10 protein-coding genes are annotated in these 17126 nt (G+C 64.9%); 6 read left to right on the top strand and 4 right to left on the bottom strand.

The features are described 5' to 3' along the window. Positions 1 to 26 precede the first annotated feature (26 nt). On the top strand, positions 27 to 2249 hold the full coding sequence (locus G8O24_RS23250; RefSeq protein ID WP_188103376.1) for an O-linked N-acetylglucosamine transferase, SPINDLY family protein: 2223 nt from the start codon (positions 27 to 29) through the stop codon (positions 2247 to 2249). Between the two features lie 122 nt (positions 2250 to 2371). Further along, complete coding sequence (locus G8O24_RS23245; RefSeq protein ID WP_188103374.1) at positions 2372 to 2908, top strand: DUF805 domain-containing protein; 537 nt, start codon at positions 2372 to 2374, stop codon at positions 2906 to 2908. Between the two features lie 19 nt (positions 2909 to 2927). Here the strand turns inward: G8O24_RS23245 and G8O24_RS23240 are convergent, their stop codons facing one another. The 4 genes from G8O24_RS23240 to G8O24_RS23225 all read right to left on the bottom strand — a co-directional run bounded on the left by G8O24_RS23240 (position 2928) and on the right by G8O24_RS23225 (position 7524). Further along, positions 2928 to 3962, bottom strand: a complete 1035-nt coding sequence (locus G8O24_RS23240; RefSeq protein ID WP_188103372.1) for a cysteine synthase A — start codon at positions 3960 to 3962, stop codon at positions 2928 to 2930. Positions 3963 to 4045: 83 nt separating this feature from the next. Continuing rightward, positions 4046 to 5275: an SAM-dependent methyltransferase gene (locus G8O24_RS23235; RefSeq protein ID WP_188103444.1), complete on the bottom strand. Its 1230-nt coding sequence runs from the start codon at positions 5273 to 5275 to the stop codon at positions 4046 to 4048. A 94-nt stretch (positions 5276 to 5369) separates the two neighbouring features. Beyond that, the gene (locus G8O24_RS23230; RefSeq protein WP_188103370.1) at positions 5370 to 6206 is read right to left on the bottom strand and encodes a DUF1365 domain-containing protein; all 837 of its coding nucleotides are present in this window, start codon (positions 6204 to 6206) and stop codon (positions 5370 to 5372) included. Between the two features lie 4 nt (positions 6207 to 6210). Next, positions 6211 to 7524, bottom strand: coding sequence for an NAD(P)/FAD-dependent oxidoreductase (locus tag G8O24_RS23225; protein ID WP_188103368.1), 1314 nt, complete (start codon positions 7522 to 7524; stop codon positions 6211 to 6213). A 424-nt stretch (positions 7525 to 7948) separates the two neighbouring features. Here G8O24_RS23225 and G8O24_RS23220 point away from each other — a divergent pair, with 424 nt between their 5' ends. Genes G8O24_RS23220 through G8O24_RS23205 form a run of 4 tightly spaced genes read left to right on the top strand, consistent with a single transcriptional unit; the run spans position 7949 to position 17107 of the window. Continuing rightward, positions 7949 to 9391 (top strand): efflux transporter outer membrane subunit, encoded by a 1443-nt coding sequence (locus tag G8O24_RS23220; protein WP_244645963.1) that lies wholly within the window; start codon positions 7949 to 7951, stop codon positions 9389 to 9391. Then, entirely contained in the window at positions 9381 to 10814 is a 1434-nt protein-coding gene (locus G8O24_RS23215) for an efflux RND transporter periplasmic adaptor subunit (protein WP_188103364.1), read from the top strand. The genes G8O24_RS23220 and G8O24_RS23215 overlap by 11 nt, the downstream gene beginning before the upstream one ends. Before the next feature lie 36 nt (positions 10815 to 10850). Next, positions 10851 to 14000: an efflux RND transporter permease subunit gene (locus G8O24_RS23210; RefSeq protein WP_188103362.1), complete on the top strand. Its 3150-nt coding sequence runs from the start codon at positions 10851 to 10853 to the stop codon at positions 13998 to 14000. Beyond that, entirely contained in the window at positions 14000 to 17107 is a 3108-nt protein-coding gene (locus tag G8O24_RS23205) for an efflux RND transporter permease subunit (RefSeq protein ID WP_188103360.1), read from the top strand. Before G8O24_RS23210 ends, G8O24_RS23205 begins: the two co-directional genes overlap by 1 nt. Positions 17108 to 17126 lie beyond the last annotated feature (19 nt).

Below are 17126 nucleotides of genomic sequence, written 5' to 3'. Positions count from 1 at the left end.
CGTCGGCCATCCCCGGGAGAGCGACCTTGCAGAGCAGCGCCGGCGCACGCGCGTTCCAGAACGCGCGATTGCAGAAGAAATTCAGGAAGCAGGCGGAGGCTCTCATCGCCACCGCCAATACAGCCTATGGCCAGGGCCGCTATGCGGAGGCCGAGGCACTTTGCCGCCAGATCCTCAATGAGCTCCCGGAGCATTTCAGCGCCTTGCACCTGCTCGGATTGTGCGCATTCTCGACGCAGAATTTCGAGGCAGCGAAGCTGGCGCTCAAGCAGGCCGTGATCGCCGACCCGCGCTCGGCACAGGCCTTTTCCGATTTGGGCGCGACGCATTTCGCCCTTGGGCAATATGAGGAGGCGCGCAACCATCTGGAGAAGGCGACCGCGCTGAAGCCCGGCTTCCCGATGGCCCTGGCCAACCTCGGCAACGCCTTGCTGCACCTCGGCCGCGTCCAGGACGCGATTGAATGCTACGACCGCGCGATCAAGCTGAAGCCCGACTATGTCGATGCGCTGTGCAACCGGGGCCTCGCCGAACTGGCTCTGCACCAATTCGACCGCGCCAGACAAAGCTTCGAACGCACCTTGTTGTTTCAGCCGCGACACGTCGAGGCACTGGCCGGCAAAGGTCTCGTCAATATCGAGCTCAAGAACTACGACGAGGCCAAGACCGCGCTTGAAGCGGCGCTCGCGCTCAGGCCGGGCTCGGCGAAGATTCTGGCGAACCGCGGACGGGTCAATCTCGAGCTCTCCAGATGGGAGCAGGCGGCGGCGGATTTCGACGCAGCACTTGCGATTTCCCCCAGGCTCGAGGTGGCGTTGCAGGGCAAGGCACAGGTCTCGCTCAACATGGGCAATACGGCGCAGGCAATCCTGGCCTGCACCACCTTGCTCGAGGAAAATCCGCGCTCGGCGGTCGCGATGGCGCTATTGAGCGCCTGCTTTGCCAATCAGGGCGAGATCGCATCGGCGATCGAGCTGCTCGACGCTGCGATCGCCATTGCGCCGGACGCGGGTTTGATCGGGCGGAAGATCTATTTCCTGGATTTTCTCCCGGACGCCGATTTCGCGGTCCAGCAGGCGGCGCGAAAGCAATGGTGGGATACGGTCGGCGTCAGATTGCCGCAAACGACGCTGGCCCCCCGCCAGCTCGATCCCGACAGGCGGATCGTGATCGGTTATGTCTCTGCCGAGCTCTGGTATCACTCGGCGGCGTTCGCCTTGTTGCCGCTGCTGCGGCATCGTGACCGCGCCAAATTCGAAGTCGTCTGCTATTCGTGCCTGCCGACACAGGATGAGGTGACCGCCAGCTTCAAGCAGTTGGCGGACGTCTGGGTCGACACCTGGCAGCTTTCGGACGACGAATTGGTCGAACGTATTCAGGCGGACAAGGTCGACATCCTGATCGACGTGTCCGGCCATACCACCGGCAACAGGCTTCCCGTATTCGCCCGCAAGCCGGCTCCGATCCAGGTCTCGGGCTTTGGACACGCCTCCGGGACGGGCCTTCAGACCATGGACTACGTGTTTGCGGATCCGATCTTCATTCCGGAATCGGCGCGTCATTTGCTCGCCGAAAAGGTCTATGACCTGCCGTGCCTGAACACGATCGATCCGATCGTGGATGTGCCGCAGTCGGAGCTTCCGATGCTCCGCAACGGCCATGTGACCTTCGGCGTGTTCAACCGCATCAACAAGATCTCGGACGATGCCATCCGCGTCTGGTCGAAAGTGATGCGCGAGGTGACGGGGTCGAGGATCATCATCAAGCATACCCTGCTCGACGACCCCCTGGTGCGGGAGGGCCTCGTGGCGCGCTTCGTCGCGCACGGTGTCGCCGAGGAGAATATCACCTGCCTGGGCTCGACCTCGCGCCACGAGCATCTGGGCGCCTTTGCGCAGGTCGACATTTCGCTCGATCCGTTCCCGCAGAACGGCGGCATCAGCACCTGGGAATCCCTCTATGCCGGCGTTCCCGTCGTTGCCAAGCTCGGCAACGCGTCGTCCTCGCGTGCCGGCGGCTCCATCGTGGCCGCCGTCGGCCTCGAGGACTGGGTGGCCGAGGACGACGAGGGCTATGCCGCGATCGCGTGCAGATATGCGGCGCAGCCGGATGATCTGGCGAAATTGCGGGCGGAGCTGCGGGCACGGATCGTGGCCTCGCCTGCGGGCAATGTCGAGGTCTACGCCAGCCGGGTCGAGGCAGGCTATCGCCAGTTCTGGCGCGATTATTGTGCCGCGATGACCTCGTAGCCGATCCCTAGAATTTTACGCAATTTCGTCGCCGGACAAAAACCATGCCGCCACCGACGCCGGCGGGCTTCACGCGTCGGAAAGCTCTTTCTGCGCATAAGGCGGCCAAAAGGAGTGCCTTAATGCTCGGCTTCATATTCGGCCTCAATGCCCGGCTCGGGCGCTTGCATTTCTTCCTCGCCACGATCGCGCTGGCAGTTGTGATGACGGCGATCTGCTTTGGCATCGCGATGACGGCGCTGCGCACGACGTCTCCGAGCATGATCCGCCCCGAGGATCTCACCCACAATTGGGCGATCATCGCCGCGATGGTCGTCTTTGGGCTTGCGACCTTGACGCTGCAGTCGATGCGCATCCGCGACATCGGCTGGGATCCGGTCTGCGTCATACCGGCCTGGATCGCGCTCATGGTCGTCGATCACGTGGTGGCGGGCCGGTATCCGGCCTGGGCGATCGGCGCCGAGCATCAGGGCACGATGCTTGGCGGCATCGTCAATCTGGTGCTGATGCTGGCGCTCACGTTCTGGCCTGGTGCCGAGCGCGAGGGTGTCTATACCAACCCCTTCGAGCCGCCGGCGCGGGCGGTCAAGAAGCCGTCGGCGTCGGACCAGCGCATTGCGCGCGTGTCGCAGGGGGCGGCACGTCCGACCTGGAGCTGATAGACGCAATCGCTCTGCGCTAGACGAACGGCAACTTGATGTTGCTGCGCTTCTCCAGCCATTCCGGCACCGGAAGATTCTTGGCGCGCATGAAGTCGGCGTTGAACAGTTTCGACTGATAGCGGCTGCCGGAATCGCAGAGGATGGTGACGATGGTCTTGCCCGGTCCAAGCTGCTCGGCAAGGCGCATTGCGCCGACGATGTTGATGCCGGTCGAGCCGCCGAGGCATAGGCCTTCGTGCTGGAGCAGCTCGTAGATCACCATGACAGCTTCAGCGTCGGGAATGAGATAGGCATCATCGACCTTCGCAGTTTCGACGATCGCGGTCTTGCGGCCGAGCCCGACGCCTTCCGTGATGGAGTCGCCGGCCGTTGCCTTGGGCTCGCCGGTCCGGAAATATTCGTACATGCCGGCGCCATGCGGATCGGCGCAGGCAATCCTGATGTTCTTGTTTTTCTCTTTCAGATAGCGACTGGTGCCGGCAAGCGTGCCGCCACTGCCGACCGAGCAGACGAAGCCGTCGACCTTGCCGCCGGTCTGCGCCCAGATTTCGGGGCCGGTCGAGTCGTAATGGGCCTTGGCGTTGTCGAGATTGTTCCACTGGTCGGCGAACAGCACGCCGTTCGGCTCGGTCTTGCGCAGCTCGTCGGCAAGACGGCGGCCGACATGCTGGTAGTTGTTCGGATTGGAGTAGGGCAGCGCCGGCGATTCCAGGAGCTCGGCGCCGCATAGCTTCAGAAAATCCTTCTTCTCCTGGCTCTGCGTTTCCGGGATCACGATCAGCGTGCGATAACCGCGCGCGCTTGCGACCACGGCCAGCCCGATGCCGGTATTGCCGGCGGTCGCTTCCACGACGAGGCCGCCCGGCTTCAGCTCGCCGCGCTTCTCGGCTTCGAGGATCATCCATTTGCCGGCGCGGTCCTTGACCGACTGGCCCGGATTCATGAACTCGGCCTTGCCGAGGATGGTGCAGCCGGTCAGCTCGGAGGCGCGCTTGAGCTTGATGAGCGGGGTGTTGCCGATAGCTTCGACAACGTCGTTTTTGATGGTCATGTCAGGCAATTACCGGCTGGAGGCGACAATTCGTCAGACCCTAAAGTAGGGTCTCCAACCGCACAAGACGAGGCCGGAACTTCTTATTGCTGCTTTGCGAAGATGACCTGTCGGACGTCGATATTTCCGGAGAGGAAGCCGGCCTCGCAATAGGCGAGATAGTACTCCCACAGTCGCCGGAACCGGTCGTCGAAGCCGAGTGGCACCAGGCGCGGCCAGGCCGCGCGAAAATTATTCCGCCAGCTTGCGAGTGTCTTGGCATAATCTTGCCCGAAGATGCGCTCTCGGATGACAGGCATACTGAAGCGATCCCCGAGCGATTTCAGCACCGCCGGCGAGGGCAGCATGCCGCCGGGAAAGACGTAGCGTTGGATGAAGTCGACCTCGCGCCGGTAGCCCTGGAAGAGCTTGTCCTGGATTGTGATGGCCTGGATGCCGGCAAGCCCACCCGGCAACAGCCGGTCACGCAGCTGGGCAAAATAGCGCGGCCAGAATTGCTCGCCGACCGCCTCGATCATCTCGATCGAGGCGATCCGGTCATAGCGGTCGCGCTCGTCGCGATAATCCTGCAGGCGGATCTCGACCTGCTCCACAAGGCCCGCCTCCTGGATACGCTTCTGCGCGAAGTCGCGCTGCTCGGTGGAGATGGTCAACCCCACGACGCGCACGCCAAACGTTTTGGCGGCGAACTCGGCAAAGCCGCCCCAGCCGCATCCGATCTCGAGCAGCTTCTGGCCGGGCTTGAGGTCGATCGCTTCGGCGAGACGGCGATATTTGTTGGTTTGCGCGGCCGTGAGGTCCGTGGTCGATTCCTCGAACAGAGCCGACGAATAGGTCATGCTGGGATCGAGCCAGGCGGAGTAGAACGCGTTGCCGATGTCGTAATGGGCGTGGATGTTGCGCCGTGCCTGCCGGCGGGTGTTGCGGTTGAACCAGTGCTGCACCATCTGCACGAACCGCATCAACGGCTTGTCGCGCAGCATAGCCTGGATCAGATCGTGGTTGACGCAGAACAGGTAGAGAAACTGCGTCAGATCAGGCGTATCCCAATCGCCGGCGAGATAGGCTTCGGCCATGCCGATGTCGCCGGCGTTGATCAGGCGCGAGGCGAAGCCGTAATTGTGCAGACGCATCGCGGCGTTCGGACCCGGCTCCAGTCCGCCGAGCCGAACGAGGCGCCCGTCCGGCAGGGTGACATCGAGGGTGCCGCGCCGCAGTCGCGCGCCGAAGCTCAGTGCGAGGCGAGCGAGCCGCGGCAAGTCGCCAAGCACTGTTTCGACGTCATCAGGCGTCACCGAGATGGCATTCGACATCGGCAGATCCATGACCTCAGCGGACACTGTCCGACCGCCCGTCGCGCATGCCGATCCTGCTCATGTCGTCGGATCCGAGCGCGCCCGCAGACGGTCAACGACCAATAATATAGGGGCGCCTCTTGCCGCGCGCCAAGGTGGCTTTGCCATTGTGCGGCCCTGCGGCATCAGGCCGTGGCACCAGTTGCGCCCCCTTCAGCCAAAGCCGCAACGCTTCCCAATGGATCGCCGCCATCACCTTGAGACTTGCGAGGGGCAGGCCAAGGAATGATCGCAGCAGCGCGCGCGAGGTCAGAGCATGGCGGCGGCCGTGGAAGGTCGCCGCGAGCAACGGGGCGTCGCGATCGGTCTCCAGGATGCGCAGCTTGACCGCATCAGACGGCGGCAGCACGCGAAAATGGTAGCGCATTGCCATCGGCACGAAGGGTGAGACGTAGAACAGCTTGTCCTGTTGCTGACGCAGACCGGCAGCGTTCAGTTCGCCTGCTTTGACCGGCAGGACATAATGGTGAATCTCGCCAAAGGTGTTGCGCACCTCGTAGATCATCAGCGCCAGTTCACCATCGGCACGATAGCAGAAATAGACCGACAGCGGATTGAAGCCGTAGCCGAGCAGGCGGGGATAGCAGAGCAGCGCGATCCGGCCGCCGACGAGATCGACGCCGTGGGAGGCTGCGCAGCGCTCCGCATAGGCGCGCAGCGACGAGCCGTCGCGCGGGCCGTGGTCCTTCTCGTGGAAACTGTAGAGCGCGGCGCGGTTGACGCCGAACAGCGCCGACTGCCTGTTAGCCTCATCCAGCCTGTCGAGATCGAGCAGCAGGCTCATGACGCGGTAGCTGAAGCGATGGCCGATCGGCTTTAGCCGCGCATGCATGACGTCGCCGAAATAGAGCGAGGCGGCATCGGTCGCGGGAAGGGCTGTCGTCACCATCGCGCTACTCCGCGGCCTCCGCGAGCTCAACCGAGGTCGCGCGCCAGGGTGCGGTTGCTCCGAGCGCCTCGGCCGCAGCGAGCCCTGAACGCAGCCCATCCTCGTGAAAGCCATAGCCGGTCCAAGCGCCGCAGAACCAGGTGTGCCGCGGCCCCTGGATCTCGGCGAGCCGCTTCTGCGCGGCAAAGGCCGCCGCATTATACTGCGGATGTTCGCAGAGATATCGGCCGAAAGTGAGCTCGGGCGCTGGCTCGAAGGGGGGATTGAGGCTGACGAATAGCGGCTTGTCGGCATCGATGCCCTGAAGGTTGTTCATCCAGTAGGTCACCGCGACGTCGTTCATCGCTGCTCCCTCGCGCCGCCAGCGCAGGAAATTCCACGACGCCCAGGCCCGGCGCCGCTTTGGCATCAACCTGGTGTCGCGATGCAGATAGACCTTGTTCGGGGAATAGTTGATCGCTCCGAGGATGTCGCGCTCGCGCGGGTCTGCATCCGACAGCATGGCAAGTGCCTGGTCGCTGTGCGCCGCGATCACCACATGGTCGAAGCTCTCGTGCCGGCCGTGGCTGTCACCGACCACGACGCCATGGGCGGTGCGCGCAATCGACGTCACGGCGCAGCCAAGCCGGATGCGGTCCCTGAATGCGGCCTGAAGCCTCCGGACATAGGTCTGGCTGCCGCCCCTGACGGTGCGCCAAACCGGCCGGTCGTAGTGCAGCAGGCGATGATTGTCGAAGAAGGCGACGAAGTTTTCGGCCGGGAAATCCAGTATTTCGCCGGCCGGAGCAGACCAGATGGCAGCCCCCATCGGGGCGAGATAGTCGGTCAGCAGGCGTTTTGAGAACGCGCGTTGCCGGAAATAGGTGCCGAGCGTCAGTCCGCTCAAGCGGCCATTGCGCAGGTCGTCGACGCTTTGATGGCCGAACGTCGGAATCTCCGTCAGCATCCGCAAATAAGATGGGGAGAGCAGATTGTTTGGTTGAGCAAATAAGCCAGCTCCGGTCGCCCACCAATCAGTGCCGCCGCCGCGCCATTCGAAACGACCGCCATCGGCGGATACGGCAAAGCTCATGCAGCTCGCGACCGTCTCGACGCCGAGATGGGCGAACATGGCGGTCAGGTCGGGATAGTTCAGTTCGTTGTAGACGATGAAGCCGATATCGACGGTCACGGGTGTGCCCTGATAGTCGATGGTGACAGTGTGGCTGTGGCCGCCCGGTCGCAGCTCGCGGTCATAGACGGTCACTGGATAGCGCTGGGAAAGCGTCCAGGCCGCCGTGTTGCCGGCAATGCCCGTTCCGATGACCGCGATGCGCATGTGTCAATGTCCCTGCCTCGTGCTGGACAAGCTACGGTGCGTTGCGGCGCAGGTTTCAGTGGAGACCAAGTCCCGGTTCAGTGACTTCAGGACCAGTGTGGCCCCAATACCACATGAAATCTTGGTAAGCTTGCTGACGTTTTCGAAGCCCACCAGAATACAAGAAACGACTGCAAGGCAGGCACTTCTTGCATTTTAATGTCCTGCGTGCGGCCACGTTCGGCTGTGCGTTTCGCAGGTGCGGGACTGTCCCGCAGTTGCGAGCCCGGCTAGTATAACCTTCAGGTTCCGCAGAAAGCATCACGCTGTGAACGAGTTACAGAGAAGCCTCCGGCCGTCCGCCCGCGAATCGGCTAATCCGGCCGCGCGGCGGTGGCACGATCTGCCCGGCAGGGGGTTGCACGTGACACAGCGGATTCCAGCCATGCGGCAGTTCATTGGATCGGCATCCCGAACGCTGCGTGCGGTCGCCGTGGTGTGCCTGGCCTCGAGCTCGGGCGCCTGCGTGCTGACCCAGGACCTGCCCGATCCCGCGCTCGACGTTCCCGCGCAATACAAATACGCCGGGAAGGCGGATGCGCCGCCGTCGCTCGATTGGTGGCGCGGCTTTCGCTCGGCTGAGCTGACGCAGCTGATGGAGGAGGCGCAGGCCGTCAACCTCGACATTGCCGCCGCGGTCTCGCGCATCGTCGAGGCCGACGCGCAGGCGCGGCAGGCGGGCGCTGCCTTGTTGCCCAGTCTGTCCGGGACGGGGCAAGAGGCCTATTCGCGCACCTCGGGCTCCTCCGCGTCCGGACTCACCAATGGCGGCCGTGAGGTCGTCAACTACCAGGCTTCGCTGAGTGCCAGCTACCAACTCGATTTCTGGGGCCAGAACCGCGACGCGCTGCAAACGGCGGAGGAGACCGCCAATGCCAACCGGTTCGACCGCGACACCGTCGCGCTGACAACGCTCGCGGCCGTCGCCAACGCCTATTTCCAGGTGCTGGCTTCGCAAGATCGCTTGCGCACCGCCCAGCGCAACATCGCGAGCGCGCAGCGCATCCTCGATGCCATCCGCGAGCGCCGCAAGGCCGGTACGGGCACCGATCTCGACGTCGCTCAGCAGGAGAGTGTGCTCGCCAACCAGAAGGCCCTGGTGCCGCCGCTGCGTCAGACGCTCGACCAGAACGCCAATGCGCTCGCTGTGCTGGTATCCCGCCCACCGGAGAGCGTGCGCCTCGCGGGCGGCTCGCTCGACCGGATCGCGATTCCAAGGGTGACGCCCGGCCTGCCGTCTGAGCTGCTGACGCAGCGGCCGGACATCCGCAGGCAAGAGGCGCAGCTCGCCTCGGCAACGGCCAATGTCGGCAATGCCCGCGCGCAGTTCTTCCCGACCATCCAGCTCACGGGCAATGGCGGCTATCAGAGCTCGGCGCTGGTCTCGCTGTTCCAGCCCCACGCGGCGTTCTTCCAGCTGGTCGGCAGCGCAACCCAGCCGATTTTCGACGGCGGCAAGATCCTCGGCAATTTCGAATTTGCCAAGGCGCGGCAGGACGAGTTGCTCCAGACCTATCGCAAGACCATCGTCCAGGCTTTCACCGACGTCGACAATGCGCTGTTCTCGATCAAGCAGACCACAATCAAGCTGCAATTGCAGCGCGATGTCGTCAACGCATCACGGCGCGCCTTCGATCTGGCCGAGCAGCAGCTGCGCGCCGGCACGGCGGATATCGTCACCGTGCTTAACACCCAGCTGACGCTGTTCCAGGCCGAAGATGCGCTGTGGCAGGCGCAGCTCGCACGCCTTCTTGCCATTGTCAGCCTGTATCAGGCGCTCGGCGGCGGCTGGGAGCCGCGAATGGAGAAACCGGTCAATGCTCTTTAAGCCGGAGACGAACGACGGCGCGAAACACGGGACGGCGAAGAAGTCGCGCGGCCGCGGCTACGTCATGACCCTGATCACGCTCGCGATCCTCGGCGGCCTCGGTTATCTCGGCTGGACCGTGATGCATCAGCAGCCGCAGCAGGCTGGCGGCGGTCGTGGGCAGCAGCGGCCGGATCTGCCAGTGCCGGTGCTGGCGGCAACGCCTCGCGTCCAGGACGTGCCTGTCTATCTCGACGGCGTCGGCGCGATCCGTGCGCTCAATACGGTGACGGTGCGCTCGCAGGTCGACGGCAAGCTGATAGCGGTCAACTTCACCGAAGGTCAGGACGTCAAGAAGGGTGATGTGCTCGGCGAGATCGATCCGGCGCTCTACCAGGCGACCTATGACCAGGCTGTCGCCAAGAAGGCCCAGGACGAAGCCCAGCTCGCCAATCAGCGCATCGACCTGACACGCTATGAGCAGCTAGCTGCCTCCAATGCCGGCTCGAAGCAGCAGGCCGACACCCAGCGCGCCGCGGTCGCGCAGACCGAGGCGCTGGTCAAGGCCGACCAGGCCGCGATCGACAACGCGGCGGCGACGCTGAGCTATACCAAGATCGTGGCGCCTATCTCGGGGCGGGTCGGCCTGCGCCAGGTCGACCAGGGTAACATCATCCACGCCTCCGACACCACTGGCCTCGTCGTGATCACGCAATTGCAGCCGATCGCGGTGTGGTTCAGCCTGCCGCAGCAGCAGATCATGCGCGTCAATGCGGCGGCCGCGAAGGGTGCCTTGGCGGTCGACGTGTTCGGCAATGACGGCGTCACCGTGATCGACACCGGCAAGCTCACCGGCATCGACAACCAGGTCGATCAGACCACCGGCACGCTCAAGCTTAAGGCTGAATTCCCCAATGCGAATTACCAGCTCTGGCCCGGCCAGTTCGTCAATGTCCGCCTCAAGGTCGAGACCTTGTCACAGGCGCTGGTGGTGCCGACGTCGGCGGTGCAGCGCGGGCCGATCGGCACGTTCAGCTACGTCATCGGCGCGGACAACGTCGTGACGGCCAAGCCGGTGACAGTGACGCAGCAGAATGAGCATGATGCGGTCATTGCCAGCGGGCTCACCGCGAACGACAAGGTCGTCACCACGGGCTTTGCCAACCTGTCCGATGGTTCCAAGGTCATCATCGGCCGCGACGAGCAGACGCCATCGGCCGATCTCGCCCCGCGCAAGCGCAGCCGTGCGCCGGATGCTCAGAAAAAGGATGGCGCCAAGGAAGGCGCCAAGGATGGCTCGAAGGAAGGCTTGAACGACGGGCAGGGCAAGGACGGCGAGTTCCGCGCCAAGCGGAAGAGCAGCGAAGGCGACCAGAAAGGCCAGACCGGCCCGGCGCCGGGGCCGGGGGCACAACCATCCGGATCTGGAGCCAAGCAGCCATGATCCCGGCAACAGCCGCCTGAGCGGCGGGCACATCTCATGGGTGTCTCCGAACCCTTCATTCGCCGGCCGATCGCGACCTCGCTGCTCGGCATTGCGCTGCTGATTGGCGGCGCGCTCGGCTATTTCGCGCTGCCGGTGTCCGCGCTGCCGCAGGTCGATTTCCCGACGGTGCAGGTCTCGACGCAGCTGCCGGGCGCGAGTCCCGACGTGATCGCCTCGTTGATCACGGCGCCGCTGGAGCGACAGCTCGGCCAGATCCCGTCGTTGACGGCGATGAACTCGACGAGTTCGTTCGGCGTCAGCCAGATATCGCTCCAGTTCGACCTCAACCGCGACATCGATGGCGCGACCCAGGACGTGCAGGCTGCGATCAACGCCGCCGCGGGCGTCTTGCCCAAGACGCTGCCTTATCCGCCGACCTATGCCAAGGTGAACCCGGCGGACGCGCCCGTCATGACGCTGGCGCTGCGCTCGGACACGATCTCGCTGCGGGCGATGAGCGACATCGCCGACACGCTGCTGGCGCAGCGGCTCAGCCAGATCTCCGGCGTCGGCCGCGTGTCCGTACTCGGCGGGCTGAAGCCGGCTGTCCGCATCCAGGCGGATCTCGCCCGGCTCGCGGCCTACGGCATCGCGATGGAAGATCTGCGCGCCGCGATCGCCAACGCCAACGTCTCGGGTCCCAAGGGTTCGCTCGACGGTGCCCAGCAATCCTACATCATCGCGGCCAACGACCAGATCGCGGCCGCCGACGCCTATAAGCCCATCATCATCGCCTACCGCAACGGCTCGCCGGTCACCATCGGCGATGTCGCCCAGATCGTCGATGGCCTGGAGAACGACCGCACCGGCGGCTGGTACCAGGGCACGCCAGCCGTCATCATCGACATCCAGCGCCAGCCCGGCGCCAATGTCATCGACGTCGTCAGCCAGATCAGGGCCGAGATCCCCAAGGTCCAGCGCGCGATTCCGGCCGGCGTGCACCTGACCATCGTCTCCGATCGTACTGTCACCATTCGCGCCTCCGTCCATGACGTGCAGTTCACGCTGATCCTCAGCGTCGTGCTGGTGACCCTGGTGGTGCTGCTGTTCCTGCGCTCGCTGCGCGCCACGCTGATCGCGGGTGTGGCGCTGCCGTTGTCGCTGATCACGAGCTTCGGCATCATGTATTTTGCCGGATTCAGTCTCGACAATCTGTCGCTGATGGCGCTCACCATCGGTACCGGTTTCGTCGTCGACGATGCCATCGTGATGATCGAGAACATCGTGCGTCACATGGAGAACGGCGACAGCGCGATGACGGCCTCGCTGAAGGGCGCCAGCGAAATCGGCTTCACCGTGATCTCGCTGACGGTATCGCTGATCGCCGTGTTCATCCCGCTGCTGTTCATGTCGGGCCTGGTGGGGCGCATGTTCCGCGAGTTCGCGCTGACCCTGACCATTGCAGTGGTGACCTCGGCCGTGGTGTCGCTGACGCTGACGCCGATGATGTGCTCGCGGCTGCTCAAGCACGCTCATCAGGAGCTGGCCGTGCCGGGGCTCGCCGCCATCAGCCGCTTCATCGACCGCACCGTCGAATTCTACCACCGCACGCTGCTCTGGGTGCTCGAGCGACAGCGCGCCACGCTGATCGTGACGTTTGTCACGCTGATTGCCACCCTGATCCTCTACGCCGTCGCGCCCAAGGGTTTCCTGCCCCTCCAGGACACCGCCTCGATCACGGCCGTGACCGAAGCCGGGCCTGACGTCTCCTTCGGCGAGATGCAAAAGCGCCAGGCCGAGGCCGCCGACGCCATCAAGGCCGATCCCGACGTGACAGGGGTGGTCTCCGTGATCGGCGCCGGCTCGGTCAACCCGACCACCAATGTCGGCCGCCTCGTCATGACGCTGAAGCCGCGCGGCGAGCGGCGCGACGATGTCAGCGTCGTCGTGACCCGGCTGAAGGAGCGGGTGGCGGGCATTCCCGGCATGACCGTCTATTTCCAGCCGGTGCAGGACGTGCAGATCTCGACCCAGTCGAGCCGTTCGCAATACCAGTACACGCTGACCGGCACCGATGCGGCGCTGGTGTCGGAATGGGCGCGCAAGCTCGTCGATGAGATGCGACGCGATCCCTTGTTCCGGGACGTCTCGTCCGAGGCGCAGGAAGGCGGCTTGCGCGCGCAGCTCGACGTCGACCGCACCCGCGCGGGCCAGCTCGGCGTCTCCTTGCAAGCCATCACCGACACGCTCAACGATGCGTTCGCGCAGCGGCAGATCTCGACCATCTACGGCCAGGCCAACCAGTATCGCGTGGTGCTGGAGGCGCTGCCGATGTACCAGCGCGATCCCTCGATCCTGTCGAAGCTGTACTTGCCGGGCGGGGCCAGCTCTTCCGTGGTCGGTGCGCCCAATGCCCAGGTGCCGCTCGATGCGGTGGCGACGTTGAAGCGCACCACGGCGCCGCTGGCGATCTCGCACCAGGCGCAATTCCCGGCGATCTCGCTCAGTTTCAATCTCGCGCCGGGCGCCGCGCTTGGCGACGCGGTCGAGGCGGTGAAGGCGATCGAGACCCGGATCGAGATGCCCAACAGCATCGTCGGCGTCTATGCCGGCGACGCGGCCGAATTCGCCAAGGCGCTCGCCGGCCAGCCCTGGCTGCTGCTCGCGGCCGTGATCACGATCTATATCGTGCTGGGCGTGCTCTATGAGAGCTACATCCATCCGATCACGATCCTCTCGACGCTGCCCTCGGCCGGCGTCGGCGCCATCCTGGCCTTGATGCTGTGCGGGCAGGACCTGTCTGTGATCGGCCTGATCGGCATCATCCTCCTGATGGGCATCGTCAAGAAGAACGCGATCATGATGATCGACTTCGCGCTCGAGGCCGAGCGCGGGCAGGGCATGCCGGCGCATGAGGCCATCGTGCAGGCCTGCCTGTTGCGCTTCCGCCCGATCATGATGACGACGCTGGCGGCGCTGTTCGGCGCGCTGCCGCTCGCCATCGAGAGCGGCACCGGCGCCGAACTGCGCTTCCCGCTCGGCATCTCCATCATCGGCGGCCTGCTGCTGAGCCAGCTGCTGACGCTCTACACCACGCCCGTGATCTATCTCGCGCTCGACCGCATCAACCGCCGCCTCGAGCAGGCGTTGCCGCCGCCGGAGCCCGAGCCGCCCACGGCCGGCGCGACCGAGGGGATGCAGTGATGGCATCGATCTCGGAGCCGTTCATCCGCCGGCCCGTCGCGACCACGCTACTGTCGATCGGGCTGTTCCTGCTGGGGGGCGTCGCCTACGAGTTCCTGCCCGTCGCCTCCGTCCCGAACGTCGACTTCCCCGCCATCTTCGTCTCGGCCAGCCGGCCCGGCGCCGATCCGTCCGTGATGGCAGCCACCGTGGCCGCGCCACTCGAGCGGCGGCTCGGCGAAATCGCCGGCATCAACCAGATCACCTCGACGAGTTCGCTCGGCACGGCGAACATCCAGCTCCAGTTCGACATCGGCCGCAACATCGACAAGGCCGCACGCGATGTGCAGGCCGCCATCAATGCCGCCCTGGTCGATTTGCCGAGCGATCTGCCGGCGCTGCCGCGGTTCCGCAAGGCGAACACGGCTGGCGCGCCCGTCTTCGTGCTGGCGCTGACCTCGAAGACGCTGTCTGCCAGCGCCATCTACGACGTCGCCGATACCGTGCTGGCCCAGCGTATCTCGCAAGTGCCAGGGGTTGGCGACGTGACCGTGTCGGGCGCCGATCAGCCGGCGGTGCGGATCCAGCTCAACCCCGTGGCATTGTCGAATGCGGGGATCGCGACCGACGACGTCAGAACCGCGATCGTCAACGCCAACCCGCTCGGCCCGGTCGGCATCTTCAACGGCGAGCGCCAGAGCGAGACGCTTGCGCTCAACCGGCAGATGCGTACGGCGCAGGAATTCCGCGACATCGTCATCAAGAGCTCGAACGGCAATTTTGTCCGGCTCGCCGACGTCGCCGATATCGAGGACGGCGTCCGCAACGCGCGCTCGATCGCCTGGTTCAACAAGCAGCCGGCGGTGCTGATCCAGATCACCAAGCAGGGCGATGCCAACGTCATCGAGACCGTCGACCGGGTCAAGGCACTGATCCCCGAGCTGAAGCAGTGGATCCCGGCCGGCGTCGATGTCTCCATCCTGGTCGATCGCACTACGACCATCCGCGCCAGCGTGATGGACATGCAGTGGACCCTGCTCGCGACCGCCGTCCTGGTCATGGTCGTGGTGTTCGTGTTCCTGCGGCGGCTGACACCGACGATCGCCGCCGGCATTTCCGTGCCGCTGGCGCTGGCCGGCACCTGCGCCGGGATGTGGGTCGCCGGCTTCTCGATCGACAATCTGTCGCTGATGGCGCTGGCGATCTCGGTCGGCTTCGTGGTCGACGACGCCATCGTCATGATCGAGAACATGTACCGCAATCTCGAACACGGCATGCGGCCGATGCAGGCGGCGCTGGAGGGCGCGAGGCAGATCGGCTTCACGGTGGTGTCGATCAGCCTGTCGCTGATTGCGGCGTTCACGCCGCTGATCTTCATGGACGGCATCGTCGGCCGGCTGCTGCGCGAGTTCTCGCTGACGCTGACCTTTGCGATTCTGGTCTCGACGCTGGTGTCGCTGACGGTCACGCCGATGATCTGCGCCCACTACATCAGGCAAACGACGTCGGGATCTGCGACGCTGTTCGACCGCCTGATCGAAGGCTCGCTGTCGCGCATCGTCGCGTTCTACGCCCGCAGCTTGCGCGCCGTGCTGGAATTCCCGCTGCTGACCCTCCTCGTGTTCTTCGCCACCATCGGCCTGACGGTGCTGCTCTACGCCAAGGTGCCCAAGGGCTATTTCCCGACCGACGATTCCGGCTTCGTCATCGGCGCGACACGTGCCTCGGCCGACATCTCGTTCCAGTCGATGCTCACGCTGCAGCAGCGGCTCGCCGACATCGTGATGCAGGATCCGGCCGTGGCCGGCATCGGTTCGACCGTCGGCAGCGGAGGCGGGGGTCCGGGCGCGGCGACCTCCAACCGCGGCACCATGTTCATCACCCTGAAGCCGCCGGAGGAGCGCGACCACGTCTCGACGCAGGTCGTGATCGACCGTCTCAGGAAGGCGCTGTTTCCCGTGCCCGGCATCCGGCTCTTCATGTTCGCCGCCCAGGACGTCCGCGCCGGCGGACGGCAGAGCGATTCCGACTATCAGTACACGCTCGCGTCGACCGATCTCGACCTGTTGCAGAAATGGGCGCCGATCGTCGCCAAGCGCATGGAAACCGTCGAGGGCATCACCGACATTTCGAGCGATCGCGATCCCGGCGGACTTCAGCTCACGTTGAACATCGACCGTAAGAAGGCCGCGACGCTCGGCGTCAAGGTGCAGGACATCGACAATGCGCTGAACAACGCCTTCTCGCAGCGCCAGATCTCGATCATCTACACCCAGCGCAACCAGTACATGACCGTGCTGGAGATCGATCCGAAATTCCAGGTCGATCCGTCCAATCTCGATCGCATCTATGTCGCCGGCGCGGGCGACGTGCAGGTGCCGCTGTCCGCGGTTGTGCACGCGACGCGCGGGCTTGCGGCGCTTGCGGTGTACCATTCGCAGTCGGTGCCCTCGACCACGGTGTCGTTCAATCTCTTGCCCGACGTGCCGCTGCAGGCGGCGACGCAAAACATCCAACGCGCGGTCGACGAACTGCACATGCCGGAGGGCATCCGCGGCAGCTTTGACGGCAATGCCGGCGATTTCGCCAGGACCAGCGGACGCCAGCCGCTTCTGATCCTCGGCGCGCTGGTGGCGATGTATATCGTGCTCGGGGTGCTCTACGAGAGCCTCGCCCATCCGCTGACGATCATCTCGACACTGCCGTCGGCCGGGCTCGGCGCGCTGCTCGCGCTGCAGATCACCAACACGCCGCTGACGGTGATCGCCTTCGTCGGCATCATCCTTCTAATCGGCATCGTCAAGAAGAACGGCATCATGATGGTCGACTTTGCGCTCGATGCCGAACGCCAGCGCGGCCTGTCATCGGCGGAGGCGATCTTCGAGGCCTGCCAGGCCCGCTTCCGACCGATCCTGATGACGACCATGGCGGCGCTGTTCGCCGGCATTCCGCTCGTCGTCGCGACCGGTCCCGGCACCGAGCTGCGGCGCCCGCTCGGCATCACCATCATCGGCGGATTGTTCGTCTCGCAGGTCCTGACGCTCTACACCACGCCCGTGATCTACCTCCTGATCGACCGCCTGCGGCGGCGATCGGAGCCGCGCGCGCTGGCGGCGCCGGCGGAATAGGTTGTTGGACCGCCGCGCG

This window comes from Bradyrhizobium campsiandrae (genome assembly GCF_014529705.1).
Lineage (GTDB): Bacteria > Pseudomonadota > Alphaproteobacteria > Rhizobiales > Xanthobacteraceae > Bradyrhizobium > Bradyrhizobium campsiandrae.
Note: the sequence above shows the minus strand (reverse complement) of the source record. Positions and strands in the feature narration are given on the sequence as shown.